12 protein-coding genes are annotated in these 14,039 nt (G+C 37.7%); 9 read left to right on the top strand and 3 right to left on the bottom strand.

The features are described from left to right. From rnc to CYTFE_RS0102515, 7 genes are all read left to right on the top strand, one after another. Positions 1 to 744 (top strand): ribonuclease III, encoded by a 744-nt coding sequence (rnc, locus tag CYTFE_RS24660; protein ID WP_044212424.1) that lies wholly within the window; start codon positions 1 to 3, stop codon positions 742 to 744. A 146-nt stretch (positions 745 to 890) separates the two neighbouring features. After that, on the top strand, positions 891 to 2,546 hold the full coding sequence (locus tag CYTFE_RS0102545) for a sensor histidine kinase (RefSeq protein ID WP_235208089.1): 1,656 nt from the start codon (positions 891 to 893) through the stop codon (positions 2,544 to 2,546). Continuing rightward, positions 2,519 to 3,202, top strand: a complete 684-nt coding sequence (gene rprY, locus CYTFE_RS0102540; RefSeq protein WP_027470522.1) for a response regulator transcription factor RprY — start codon at positions 2,519 to 2,521, stop codon at positions 3,200 to 3,202. The genes CYTFE_RS0102545 and rprY overlap by 28 nt, the downstream gene beginning before the upstream one ends. 447 nt (positions 3,203 to 3,649) lie before the next feature. Further along, positions 3,650 to 4,267 carry a two-component regulator propeller domain-containing protein gene (locus CYTFE_RS0102530; RefSeq protein WP_027470520.1) on the top strand — a complete coding sequence of 206 codons (618 nt, stop codon included), beginning with the start codon at positions 3,650 to 3,652 and terminating at the stop codon, positions 4,265 to 4,267. Beyond that, a complete protein-coding gene (locus tag CYTFE_RS0102525) occupies positions 4,254 to 4,775 on the top strand; it encodes a chitobiase/beta-hexosaminidase C-terminal domain-containing protein (RefSeq protein ID WP_027470519.1) in 522 nt (173 codons plus the stop codon). Before CYTFE_RS0102530 ends, CYTFE_RS0102525 begins: the two co-directional genes overlap by 14 nt. Continuing rightward, on the top strand, positions 4,744 to 5,445 hold the full coding sequence (locus tag CYTFE_RS24655; protein ID WP_052342945.1) for a sulfatase/phosphatase domain-containing protein: 702 nt from the start codon (positions 4,744 to 4,746) through the stop codon (positions 5,443 to 5,445). Before CYTFE_RS0102525 ends, CYTFE_RS24655 begins: the two co-directional genes overlap by 32 nt. A 119-nt stretch (positions 5,446 to 5,564) precedes the next feature. Next, a complete protein-coding gene (locus tag CYTFE_RS0102515; RefSeq protein ID WP_027470518.1) occupies positions 5,565 to 6,788 on the top strand; it encodes an IS256 family transposase in 1,224 nt (407 codons plus the stop codon). A gap of 245 nt (positions 6,789 to 7,033) precedes the next feature. Here the strand turns inward: CYTFE_RS0102515 and lepA are convergent, their stop codons facing one another. Further along, a complete protein-coding gene (lepA, locus tag CYTFE_RS0102510; protein WP_027470517.1) occupies positions 7,034 to 8,821 on the bottom strand; it encodes a translation elongation factor 4 in 1,788 nt (595 codons plus the stop codon). Positions 8,822 to 9,029: 208 nt separating this feature from the next. On the opposite strand from lepA, the gene CYTFE_RS0102505 reads away from it, so the two are divergent. After that, positions 9,030 to 10,004 carry a GDP-mannose 4,6-dehydratase gene (locus CYTFE_RS0102505; RefSeq protein WP_027470516.1) on the top strand — a complete coding sequence of 325 codons (975 nt, stop codon included), beginning with the start codon at positions 9,030 to 9,032 and terminating at the stop codon, positions 10,002 to 10,004. Positions 10,005 to 10,065: 61 nt separating this feature from the next. On the opposite strand, the gene sucC is transcribed toward CYTFE_RS0102505, so the two are convergent. After that, the gene (gene sucC, locus CYTFE_RS0102500; protein ID WP_027470515.1) at positions 10,066 to 11,256 is read right to left on the bottom strand and encodes an ADP-forming succinate--CoA ligase subunit beta; all 1,191 of its coding nucleotides are present in this window, start codon (positions 11,254 to 11,256) and stop codon (positions 10,066 to 10,068) included. A gap of 126 nt (positions 11,257 to 11,382) precedes the next feature. On the opposite strand from sucC, the gene CYTFE_RS0102495 reads away from it, so the two are divergent. Next, a complete protein-coding gene (locus tag CYTFE_RS0102495) occupies positions 11,383 to 11,919 on the top strand; it encodes an RNA methyltransferase (protein ID WP_027470514.1) in 537 nt (178 codons plus the stop codon). Positions 11,920 to 12,189: 270 nt separating this feature from the next. Here the strand turns inward: CYTFE_RS0102495 and CYTFE_RS0102490 are convergent, their stop codons facing one another. Continuing rightward, entirely contained in the window at positions 12,190 to 13,911 is a 1,722-nt protein-coding gene (locus CYTFE_RS0102490) for a tetratricopeptide repeat protein (protein WP_027470513.1), read from the bottom strand. Between the last annotated feature and the right edge of the window lie 128 nt (positions 13,912 to 14,039).

The raw sequence follows: 14,039 nt of genomic DNA, 5'->3' as shown, positions 1-14,039 counted from the left end.
GTGATAAAAATATTATTGAACAGGATAAAGCTTTCTCCTCAAAGGAGAAGGCTTTATTTGTTATTAAAATCCATGGTTGGTTTTTATCCTAAAAACCTGAATATTTATGAGTTATCATTAATTCATAAATCTGCCATGAAGAAAAATAAGCTTGGCAAAATGGTCAATAACGAGCGTCTGGAATTTTTAGGCGATGCCATATTGGGTGCCATTGTTGCGCAAGAATTATACAGTAAATATCCATACGTAAACGAAGGTTTTTTAACAAAGACTCGCTCCAAAATTGTTAATCGTGCTTTTTTAAATGAAACAGCCAATAAAATAGGCTTAAACAAACTAATCATATCCCAATCCAAAATATCTCTTGAAAAAACCAATATTCCCGGCGATGCTTTAGAAGCCTTAATTGGAGCCATATTTGTGGATGGGGGCTATCAAAAATGCCGCAAGTTCATCCTAAAAAAAATACTGATTCCCTTTGTGAATCTAAACGAAATAACCAACAAAGACAGTAACTATAAATCATTACTTATTGAATGGGGACAGAAAAACAAAAAAGACATACAATTTATTACCGATGAAATACCCGGTACTCTGCACCACGTACCTCTATTTGTTTCGTCTGTTGAAGTTGAACAAATCGTATTTGGCCGAGGCGAAGGCACCTCTAAAAAGGAATCACAACAAAATGCAGCCATGGAAGCCCTACAAAATGTTTCCCTTAGAAAAAACAATTCAAAATAATTCATAAAAGCGACAACTTAACTCACATTATATTTGCCATATTAAAGTGCAAATAACTATATTGCAAAAACTTTTCCGTTGACTTCATTAAGTATGGTGAAAAGTACATTTTGTAAGCCTTAAAAATTTGACAACCTAGCAGTTAAATGTCAAAAATAAAGGCATACACCATAAAGTTAAAGACAAGAATGAATAAAAAATACATATATCTTTTATCATTTATCATAGCAGCTAGTCTGGGTGGTATCATCTATATCCAAACTCTTTGGATGAAAAACGACAGCAAAAGAAAAGAGCAAGAGTTTGATAAATTAGTGAAGCAAGCTATGGGCAAAGTAATAGAAAGGCTTGAACGCGAAGAAAACTCAGAACTTGCCACCTCGCTTAAAAAAGAATATCGAAAAAAAATACAAGCATCCAAAAACCTTCCCAAGGAATTACAAAGAGACCCTAAGTACTTTAATGGTGAAGAACAAGAAAGCGCTTTAAGTGATGATGAAATATTGGACATATCATTTCGCTTTCAGTTACAAAACAACAATATCAGCACCACACTTCAAACCTTTAACCAAGACTCGTTAATTTTCAGTCTGGATAATCGCTCACCTATTTCAACCCGTTCCAGTAAATTTGGTCCACTTACCAGTGCTTTATTGAGCATACAAGACGAACTCAAATCAAAGGTTGAAGACAAAGCAGAGATGATCTTGAACACCTTCTTTCCTAAAAGGACTATCACAGAACGTGTTGACAGAGAAAAGGTAGACGTATTATTAATGAAAGAACTGGAGGACAGAGGTATTACCTTGCAATTTGAATTTGCCATTTACGATGGCAAAGGTAAAATGGCCATGGCTACCACAGGATATAAGCCAGATGAATCAAAGACCATTTATCAAAAATACTTATTCCCCAATGACCCACACCCTGAGGCCCATCATTTAAATCTGTTTTTTACAGAAAGGCCCAATTTTGTAGTACAATCCATTGCAACTTTTATCCCTTCTGCCGCTTTCACACTGGTAATGATCTTCACTTCTATCATCACCATTATGATTATTTTTAAGCAAAAACGACTTGATGAAATAAAAAATGACTTCATCAATAATATGACCCATGAATTTAAAACACCTATCTCAACCATATCGTTGGCCTCTCAAATGTTAAAAGATCCCAGTGTTGCCAAAACACCCAAAACACTCCAACATATATCAGGAGTGATACAGGATGAAAGTAAAAGATTGAGCTTTCAGGTAGAAAAAGTGCTTCAAATGGCTATCTTTGACAAGGGAAAATCAGGCCTTAAAATAAAAAAATTAGACATAAATCACTTAATTCACAATGTTTCTACTAACTTTAAGCTCAAAGTAGAAAATAAAAAAGGTAAAATAATAGAAAGTTTGGATGCTAGAAATAGCACTGTTTATGTTGATGAAGTTCATTTTACCAATGTGATTTATAATTTATTTGATAACGCTTTTAAGTACAGAAAAGGGACTCCTATTTTACAGGTAAAAACGTGGAATAAAGATAATGGAGTGGTCATTTCTGTTAAAGACAATGGAATGGGAATCTCTAAGGAAAACCTCAACCGTATCTTCGAGAAATTCTACCGCGTACCAACAGGGAACGTTCATAACGTTAAGGGATTTGGACTAGGACTAGCGTATGTAAAGAAGATTGTGGATGACCACGGAGGTAACATTGTTGCAAAAAGTGAATTAAACGTAGGAACAAAATTTGAAATCTTTTTACCGATTAAAAGCACAAAAGAATGGAAAAAGAATACAAACTTCTTTTAGCGGAAGATGATGAGAACCTAGGTATGTTATTGCGAGAATACCTGGAAGCTAAAGGATATGAAACGGATCTTTGTCCGGATGGAGAAGAAGCTTACAAAGCATTTACGGCAAACACGTACGATCTTTGTGTTTTAGACGTGATGATGCCTAAAAAGGATGGCTTTACCCTAGCCAAGGACATTCGTTTAATCAATGCCGATATTCCTATTATCTTCCTGACAGCAAAATCTATGAAGGAAGATGTTTTTCAAGGTTTTAAAATTGGTGCAGACGATTACATCACCAAACCTTTCAGCATGGAAGAACTACTTTTTAGGTTAGAAGCCATTATCAGAAGAACAAAGGGAACCAATGCAATTCAGGATGTATACCAGTTGGGTAAATACAAATTCGACACTCAAAAACAACAACTTATAGAAGGTGACGAAATTGTTAAACTAACTACGAAAGAGTCCGAATTACTTAAGTTATTATGTAATAATGCCAACAAGGTACTTGAACGTAATTTTGCACTAAAAACTATCTGGGTAGATGATAATTATTTCAATGCTCGTAGTATGGATGTATATATTACTAAATTAAGAAAACACCTGAAGGAAGAAACTTCCGTTGAAATCATAAATGTTCACGGTAAGGGATACAAACTGGTAATGTAGTTAATGGTACAATAATGATTCATACATAGGAAACATTTTTACCACCCAAGTCTCGCATTTATCAACAACAATAAAACGAGTCATGGATATTATCTATGACAAAAAAATACCCAAAATACCCGATACCTCATTATGATTGTATCGGGTATTTTTTCACGGTGATCCTCCTACTGAGGGATCATGTTCAAAAGTTGGGTCTTGCGAAAAAAAGATGCAATGAAATATTTCCCACTTCTGATATTGCTCGCCTTTCTGGTCTTTCCTTTAAAAAAGATTGAAGGAAATTACTGGATAGGAATAGGCAATAAGATCGTGGAGGCGAAGCGACTTTCTGAAAATGAATTTACAATCGTTAAAATTTGGTCCAAAAACAATTCGCCTGTTATCCAATTTTACTTAGATAACAATAAGCGTATTTAGGTAGGAACTGCGAGTTCGGGTCTTTTATTGATCGATAAAAAGAAATCTATTATTCGTTTCACAAAAGACAACCAACCTACATTTCGTTCTAACACAATACACTCCATCTGCCAGGATTCAAAAGGTAACCTTTGGGTAGGTACCAGTGATGGCGTATACAGCTGCACCAATAACAAACTATTCATTGCAAAGCCAGAAAATATTTCATTTCACGGTTTTTTCAAAGAAGGCGGACTTACACATAATTATGTATCGGGGATTTTACCGGATGAGAATGGTGCCTTATGGATGAGCACTTGGAAAGGTATTGTAAAATATGAACCTTCCAACACTTGGCTATGTCAATTTACACCCTATACGTTTTCAGATGGTTTAATTGATGAGAAATATAACAGAAACAGTATCCATTGGGATAGAAAAACAAATACTTATTATTTTGGTAGTGTGAATGGCGTTAATTATTTCAGCCCATTAAAACAAACCACATCAAAAATACCCCACAGAGTACTTATTTCAACAATGGTATTGGATGACAAGCCAATACACCTCTTTAACCAAGAGAATATGGCAGATAGCATTATTCAGGTAAATGCAAATCTCGAGAAAAAAGAAATATACTTTACATTTTACTGTGGACGGCTCTGAACCTACCATTCATTCCCCCTTATATTCTGGAACTATTAAACTTACCCAGTCGACACATATAAAAACACAGACCTTTGATTCTAATGGAAACCCTGTAGGTTTCACGAACGAAGCCCGCTTCAATAAAGTAAACAAGGTAGAATATCCAAGTTGGTATAGTACATTGTTGGCTGGTAAATATACAGGATCACAAAAGAAAGAAGCGACAAAGGCTATAAAAATGATGGTCAATGGCGCTTTGATGGTAAATATTGCTGATGATCCCGATTTAATCGACGCCTCAGGCGGATACAATACGGGTTGCTTTATCAGATCTATTGATCCCCTAAAAGGAAAAGCATGGTTAGATGCCGGTCTTTCTGAAACCTGGATTATTCAGCAAGTAAACAACAATGATGTTCATAACACCTCTGAACTACAAGACATTTTACAAGAGAACGTTGGAAAAACTATACATATTAAGGCTGTTCGAAATTATGGCCAAAATATATTTAAAATCAAATTATAATGAAAAATTAGCTCCTTTTCCACGAACAGCATATTCCATAAAAGTAAACCGTCAAGAATACTACGCGCTTATTACTCACATGGATAATCAGATTGGCCGTATATTGGATGCACTTGAAGCGAGTGGAAAAGCAAAAAACACCTACATCATTTTTACTGCTGATCATGGTTTGGCTTTAGGAGACCATGGCTTTGTTGGCAAACAAAATATGTACGACCGCAGTATCAGAGTTCCTTTACTATTAGCAGGCCCAGGCATTAAAGCAGGCAAAGTCATCCAAGAAAAGGTATATTTACAGGATGTTATGGCAACCTCATTGGATATTGCAGGAAGTAATGTAATAAAAGACGTAGATTTCAATTCTCTTTTACCTCTTTGTAAAAACAATTCTAAAAAAGGATATAAGGCTGTTTATGGTGCCTACCTAAGCAATCAACGTATGATCCGAACGGATAAATATAAAATGATTATTTACCCACTTGCCAACGTGGTCAGACTATACAATATGGTTGAAGATCCTGAAGAAATGAATGATCTGGCAAGTGACATAAAATACAAGAAAGTAATGGATAGGCTTTTTAAACAGTTTCAAAAACTTCAAAAGGAAGTTGGTGATCCATTAAATGTTTCTAAAAATTACCATAGCTTTTTTACGAGAGAACAGTCTTAAGCAATAAGCAAATAAATAGCCAGGTGTGTAAATAGGCCAATAAATAAAAAAAAAGGGACTTTAGTCGAGACTGTAAACTCAACTCTGTCCATAATTTAAAAATTATATTTTTGAGGATTATGGAAAAAAAAGAATTGAACCCCGAGTATATCGCTATGCGTGATATGGCACTCGAACAGTTAAAGAGCGGTAAATCCCTGACGGGTAAGGGTGGAGTTTTTGCACCCATTATAAAGGAGTTTTTGGAGAGCGCTTTGGAGGCCGAGATGGACGAGCATTTGACCTCCGAGCGGCGCTCCCAGGGCAATAAGCGCAACGGCAAGGGTAACAAAACGGTTAGATCCGAAGGCGGTAGTGTGGACATTGAACCGCCCTATGACCGCCACGGGGATTTTGAGCCCGAAATAGTAAAGAAGCGGCAGACCGTTTTGGCAGACAGCCTTGCCCCCAAGATTATTAGCCTTTACGGCAAGGGTATGAGCCTACGTGACATCGGATCATATATCCGGGACATGTACGACGTTGAGGTTTCCCCAACCGTTTTGAGCAACATTACCGACAGGGTGATCCCACAGGTCAAGGAGTGGCAGAACCGACCCCTAGACGATGTTTACCCCATTGTTTGGATGGATGCTATGCACTACAAGGTAAGGGACGGGGGAAGGGTAGTATCGCGCGCCGTATACAATATTTTGGCTATCAACAAAAGCGGCAGGAAGGAACTCATAGGGATGTACATTTCCGAAAGCGAGGGCGCTAACTTCTGGCTGTCGGTATTGACAGACCTAAAGAGCCGCGGAGTAAAGGATATCCTGATTGCCTGTACGGATAATCTGACGGGTTTTTCACAGGCGATATTAAGCATATTCCCCGATACAGAAATTCAAAAGTGCGTGATACACCAAATTCGGAATTCGCTCAAATACGTGGTCTCCAAAGACCAGAAAGAATTTATGAAGGACTTGAAAAAAGTGTACCAAGCCCCAACCAAGTCACAAGCCGAGAGCGAGCTGATTAACCTAGAAGTAACGTGGGGCAAAAAGTACCCCGTGGTGCTGCGCTCGTGGAACGACAACTGGGAGGAGCTGTCCGCTTACTTTAAATATGACGCCCCCATTAGGAAGCTGATTTATACCACAAACGCCGTCGAAGGCTTCCACAGGCAGGTTCGCAAGGTAACCAAGACCAAGGGTGCGTTTTCCAGCGACATGGCTTTGATGAAACTCATTTATCTGGCCACCGAAAACATATCGAAAAAGTGGACTCAACCCATACAGAACTGGGCATTGACAGCCCAGCAGCTTTGTATCATGTTTGAGGGGAGGTTTGTTATCAATCTGTGAGCACACACCAAATTATAAAAGCGAAGGTAGGTCCGCTTATGAGTTCTGCCAAGGGTATATAAACGGCTTCGTACCTCAGCCGCCCTTGGCAAAAATCATAAGCTCCCCGATGAAGCTTTTAGAAATTGGTTAAAAGAAAAATAATGAGTTAATTTGAAATCGTAAAAAAACAACAGGACAGAGTTCAGCTAACATTCCCCTTTAGTCCACGACCAAAGTCCCTATATCCTATTAAAATTCCAATCCTAATCCAGTTTCAGCACAGCTAAGAAGGCTTTCTGTGGCACTTCAACATTTCCCACTTGCTTCATTCGTTTCTTACCTTTTTTCTGTTTCTCCAGCAACTTCCGTTTTCTACTGATATCACCACCATAACATTTTGCTGTCACATCTTTACGAACTGCCTTTACTGTTTCACGGGCTATAATTTTAGTTCCAATAGCAGCCTGTATAGCAATATCAAATTGTTGGCGAGGTATTAGTTCCTTCAGTTTTTCACACATTCTACGTCCTAAGGTATAGGCATTATCAAAATGAATAAGGGTGGATAATGCATCCACACTTTCTCCATTCAAAAGAATATCCAGCTTAATTAATTTGGCCTGTTTAAATCCTGTTGAATAATAATCGAAGGATGCATAACCTTTCGAAATACTTTTCAACTTATCGTAAAAATCAAATACAATTTCGGCCAAAGGCATATTATAACTTAGCTCAACCCTATCGGAGGTCAGGTAATCCTGCTTCACCAGCTCCCCTCGTTTGGCCAAACACAAGGTCATGATCTGTCCTATAAACTCCGATTTAGTGATGATTTGAGCATGAATATAAGGTTCATCTATGCGGTCCACAACTGTTGGCTCCGGAAGCCCTGAAGGGTTATGCACCTCCATCCTTTCACCTTTTTTGGTATGAACGATATACGGAACGTTAGGTACGGTTGTAATCACGTTCATATCAAACTCTCTATCCAGACGTTCCTGTATAATTTCCATATGAAGCATACCCAGGAATCCGCAACGGAAGCCAAATCCCAATGCAGCCGAGGATTCTGGTTCAAAGGTGAGTGATGCATCATTAAGCTGTAGTTTTTCCATGGAAGCACGTAAATCTTCATAATCGTCACTCTCAATAGGATAAACACCAGCAAAAACCATAGGTTTCACCTCTTCAAAGCCTTCAATTCGATTCTCACAAGCACCTTTAACATGCGTAATAGTATCACCTACCTTTACCTCTTTACTTGTTTTAATTCCAGATATTATATAACCTACATCTCCTGTACTAAGCACTTTCCTCGGCTCCATATCCAAACGAAGCACACCAATCTCATCCGCATTATATTCTTTTCCAGTGGCCATAAACTTCACCAAGTCCCCTTTGTGAATTTCACCATTCACCACCTTAAAATAAGCGATTATACCTCGAAAGGAGTTAAATACAGAATCAAAGATAAGACACTGTAATGCTTGCTTTGGATCACCAACCGGAGCCGGAACCTTATCAACAATGGCTTGTAATATATCTTCTACTCCCTGTCCTGTTTTTCCACTCGCTCTAATAATATCTTCGCGCTTGCCGCCAATTAAGTCGATGATTTGATCTTCCACCTCATCAGGCATCGCATTGGGCAGATCCATCTTATTCATGACGGGTATAATGTGCAAATCGTGCTCAATGGCCTGGTACAAATTAGATATTGTTTGGGCCTGAATACCCTGTGTGGAATCAACAATAAGCAATGCTCCCTCACATGCGGCGATAGACCGTGATACTTCATATGAAAAATCAACGTGTCCTGGGGTATCAATCAAATTAAGCACGTATTTTTCACCATCTACTTCATAATCCATTTGAATAGCATGGCTTTTAATGGTAATGCCCCTCTCCCGTTCAATGTCCATATCGTCCAATACTTGTTCCTGAGCATCACGCTCTGAAACAGTAGAAGTAAATTCCAATAATCTATCCGCCAAAGTACTCTTACCATGGTCGATATGAGCAATAATACAAAAGTTTCTTATATTCTTCATAATTTGTTATTCCCGTACTCGTAAAATTAATCTGTCGTCATACAAAGGACAATTGCCTTAGATTTGAATTTCCAAAGATATTCAAATCATTCTAAATAAAATTCATTTTTATCTCATTATAATTTTAACTTTAAAATATAGCCACTTTATTCGTAAAAATATTCGGACAACAACAGATATGTATATCTTTGTACAAAAGATATGATTCATGCATAAAATATTAGTTACCGGTAGTGCCGGTTTTATCGGCTCACACTTAACCGAAGCTCTTTTAGCCCAAGGCTATCAGGTTGTGGGGGTAGATAATTTTGATCCCTATTATGATCGAAAATTAAAAGAAGCCAATTTATCCCAAGTTTCGTCACATCCGAATTTCACCTTTCATGAGTTGGACTTATGTGATGAAACATCAGTTCGGCAAAAATTAGAAGAGAAATTCGACTGTATCGTCCATCTTGCTGCCAAAGCAGGTGTTCGCCCTTCTATTGAAAATCCACAAAGTTATATCGATAACAATATTAGTGCTACACGGTGTCTGCTAGACCTAATGAAAGACACGGCCTCAAAAAAAATGATATTTGCCAGTTCATCATCTGTATATGGTAATATACCTGACACACCCTGGAACGAGGAATTGGATGTATCCAAACCTATTTCGCCCTATGCATTTTCTAAAAAATCATGCGAACTTTTAAATCATTCTTATCACCACCTTTATGGTTTAGATTTTATTAACGTCAGATTTTTTACTGTTTTTGGTCCTCGCCAACGTCCAGACTTGGCCATTAACAAATTCACACGTTTGCTTTATGAGGGACAAGCCATTCCCATGTACGGCGATGGATCTACAGCTAGGGATTATACCTTTGTGCAGGATATTGTTTCTGGAATTATTAAATCGATAGAATATATTAACAGTCGCGACGGGGTATTTGAAAATATGAATCTGGGCAATAACTCTCCTGTAAAACTTATCGATCTAATCAAGACCATTGCAGAAGTAACCAATCAGAAACTTACAATAGAACAACTACCAATGCAACCTGGTGATGTAGATATTACCTTTGCAGATATCAGCAAAGCACAACGAATGATAGGCTATGAACCTAAGACTTCTTTAAAAGAAGGATTGACAGCATTCAAGGAATGGTATTTAACCTGTCCTATTCAGCTTAAAAAATAAGTCATTATATTATCATGATCAGTCATCAGACAATCGATGACTGATCACGATATTTTTTCTCCTAAGCCACCAACTCCTGAACCAAATCAGAAGCCTCTTTTAACGTAATGGCCGAATAAACTTTCAAGCCAGATTCATCAATTATTTTTTTACCACCTTCGGCATTTGTTCCTTGTAATCGAACAATAATGGGCACTTTTATCTCTCCAATCTTCTTATATGCTTCCACAACACCATTAGCCACTCTGTCACAACGTACAATTCCTCCAAAAATATTAATAAGAATGGCATTTACATTAGGATCAGACAATATGATCTTCAGACCAGCCTCCACGGTTTGCGCATTGGCACCACCACCTACATCAAGGAAGTTAGCCGGCTCTCCTCCCGACAACTTTATAATATCCATCGTAGCCATAGCAAGACCTGCCCCGTTCACCATACAGCCCACATTTCCGTCTAACTTAACGAAATTAAGACTATGCTTTGAGGCTTCTATTTCAGCAGGATCCTCTTCGCTAAGATCACGCATTTCTGCTATATCAGCGTGACGGTACAAGGCATTATCATCTATATCTAATTTGGCATCAATGGCCATAATCAAATTATCAGAGGTCTTTAATACCGGATTTATCTCCACCAAGGATGCATCAGCACCTTCATAGGCTTTATAAAGGGCAGGCACAAACTTGGTCATTTCCTTAAAAGCAGTACCTGACAATCCCAGGTTAAAGGCAATTCTACGTGCCTGAAACGGCAATATACCTGTAGCAGGATCCACCTCCTCCTTATAAATTAAATGAGGTGTTTCAGCAGCTACCTTTTCAATATCCATGCCTCCTTCAGTAGAATACATAATAATATTACGTCCCGAATCTCTATCTAACAATACACTCATGTAATACTCTTCAGGCTCAGATTCACCTGGATAAAAAACATTTTGCGCAATCAGCACCTTATTAACCCTTTTACCTTCAGGCCCGGTCTGGTGAGTCACCAACTGCATACCTAAAATTTGTTTTGTAAGGTCTCGAACCTCCTCCAATGATTTAGCCACCTTTACGCCACCACCTTTTCCTCGTCCACCCGCATGAATTTGGGCTTTTACTACCCATATGCCGGTTCCTGTTTTTTGGCTTAATCTTTTGGCTGCCTTCACTGCATCATCCGGGTTATCTGCAACAATTCCTTCAGAAACGCGAACGCCATATCGTTTAAGGATCTCCTGACCTTGATATTCGTGTATATTCATGGTAGATTTAATTTAAAAAAGCTTAGATATATAATTACAATCTTTTAATTCTAGTGTAATGTACAATTTTGGATGCACAAATAAAACCATCAAAATGTTTATTTTTGCAGTTCAAATGATCATTATATGAGAAAACTGCGAAACAAAGAATTAAACAGATTAAGTGTAGAAGAGTTCAAAGCAAGTGCAAAAACACCCATTATCGCCTTATTAGATAATGTGAGAAGCCTCAATAACGTAGGATCCGTTTTCAGAACTTCCGACGCGCTTTGTCTGGAAGAAATATATCTATGTGGCATCACCCCAACACCGCCCCACAACGATATACACAAAACTGCACTTGGAGCCGAAGACTCAATGACCTGGAGTTACCACGAAAACACCCTCACTGCTGTTATTGCCTTACAGAAACAAGGCTACAAAGTATATTGCGTAGAGCAAGCAGAGGGAAGTACATCATTGATTGATTTCAAACCTGCCATCAACGAAAAGATCGCCTTGGTTTTTGGCAACGAGGTAAAAGGTGTACAGCAAACGGTTATTGATAGTTCAGACGGCTGTATCGAGATTCCACAATTTGGGACTAAGCATTCCTTAAACATTAGTGTAAGTGCCGGAATCGTACTCTGGGAAGCTACCAAACAAATGAGAGGTATGGTTTAAGGTGTTATAAAAACATAGTCCTCAATTTTCTAACGCATATATGAGGTTAAATGAAGCTAAAGGTTCGAGGTTAACCCATCTTGAGCGTTTTTAACAAATTTCAGCCTTTTTTTTGGCAAAATCGGACTTTTTTCTGATAGCTTAATTTTGTATGTAGCTGATTATCAGTTATGGAATTTTCGAAAACTCATTTGTAGTAAACAACTTTCGGATATGAAAAAAAAGGCCGATCTGTACAGATCGGCCTTTTATATATTTGGTAACTATTAATTACTGAATAATAGCTTTAAAGCTAGCATCTTCCATGAATTTAGCAAACTCTTTGTCTTTAGCAGCATCTGCTTTTAAAGAAGCATCAAGTTCCACAGCTTTACGTAGGCTATCAAATACCATATCGTTATCAGCAGTACGTGCACCAACGATAGCTTTTAGGTAATATTTAAAACCAACCTCTTGCGTATTTGCATTCAAAGTAGAAAGAGCAGCATCATATTTACCTGCTAATATTTTAGCAAGCGCAGCATTTGTGCTTGTGCTATTTCCGAAGTAACGCATAGCAGCATCGTAATCTCCTTTATGAATAGAAACGATACCTAAGTTATTGTCTAATTCAGGACCAGCACCTGCAGCAGCACCGAAATACTCTTCTGCTTTAGCTAGATCACCTTGACGAAGAGCAACCACACCTAGGTTATTATTTACAATAGCGTTATTAGGAGAAAGCTCATTTGCTTTATCCAAAGCACTTTTAGCGTCATCTAATTTATCTTGCATCACTAAGATGTAAGCTATATCGTTTTGCGCTCTCCAACATTTAGGGAATTGTTTAGCTGCTTTTTTGTAGATATCTAATTTAGCATCTAATCCTTCTGTTAAAGTAGCAGCATAAAGAATCTCTTCTACATTAAGCTCGCTTGGGTTAGAAGAAGCTAACTCTGAAATTTCTTCGTCTGATTTTCCAATCACTTCAACATTAACAGCTACTTTAGAACGACGCAATTGAGGTAAAATATCATCTTTGATTACTTTGTAAGTCTCAGACATATTTTTAATCTCTTTTTCACGTACTTCAGGATCTGAATACATAGAAAGAACTCTTAAGATAAGTTCTTTATCTTGAATGCTTGAAGTTTCCATCAAAGCTTTAAATCCTTCCCAGTCTTCTGGTGTATTTTTTAGATCAAAGAAATCCTCAGCAGACTCGTCTACTTTAGCTCTCCTTAACTCTTTAGCCAAATAACCCTTAGCAGCTTTTTGTCTTTTTTCAGACAAAGTTGTATTTAAGTCTGTAGGACCATCAGGAGAAGCGTAAGCAGATATAGAAACGCCTTTGAATTCTTTATTCTCAGCAGCTTTAGCTTCTTTGATATAATCTTTCAGCGCTTTGATTTCTTCTTTTCTTAATTCAGTACCACGCAAAGCAGCTTGTTGAATAAGAAAATAGATATCAGCATCTTTACTTTCTGGAATAACTCGTTGGAAGTTATCTTTTCCAAGAGCAACAGCTGCACCTTTATCTTCTACTAAACCTGCAGTAGCAATAACACCTTCAGCAATTTTTACATCATCAAACTCCATGCTCTGTCCGCTTTTGGTCGCTTTAATGCGAACCACAAGGTCAGATACTTTCATGTTTTCATTATATGGTACAGAACCTGTGTAAGTGTACTGACCACCGTTAAGGTAGGAAATTACCTGATTGTTACCTTCAGCCTTTTCTCCTTGAACTGTTTTTGAGTCAAATGCAGTTTCACCCCCCTCGTATTTTAATACAGGAGTAAGCTCTACAGTCGCTTTTTTGTCCATGTAATTTTCAGGCACTTTTACCTTCACAGTAACATCTACTCTACCAGCATGTGCTTCCAATACTTCAGGAGTAACAGTATACGTTACGTCTTCTGCTTTACTTTTCATTTTGTTTAAGCCTGCACAGCTAGCAAGTATGGCTGCCAAAGCTATCGAAGCAAAAACGTTGATTCTTGATTGTTTCATAATATTAACCTAATTATGTGTTTTCAATTAACTTTCGATAAGTTTTACAAATTTAATAATGTTTTAAAAAAATAAAAGTCTCGCTCTCATTTATTGCAAATATAGATATTCTATGAAAATAAAAACAA

It is taken from the genome of Saccharicrinis fermentans DSM 9555 = JCM 21142 (genome assembly GCF_000517085.1).
Taxonomy (GTDB): domain Bacteria; phylum Bacteroidota; class Bacteroidia; order Bacteroidales; family Marinilabiliaceae; genus Saccharicrinis; species Saccharicrinis fermentans.
Note: the sequence above shows the minus strand (reverse complement) of the source record. Positions and strands in the feature narration are given on the sequence as shown.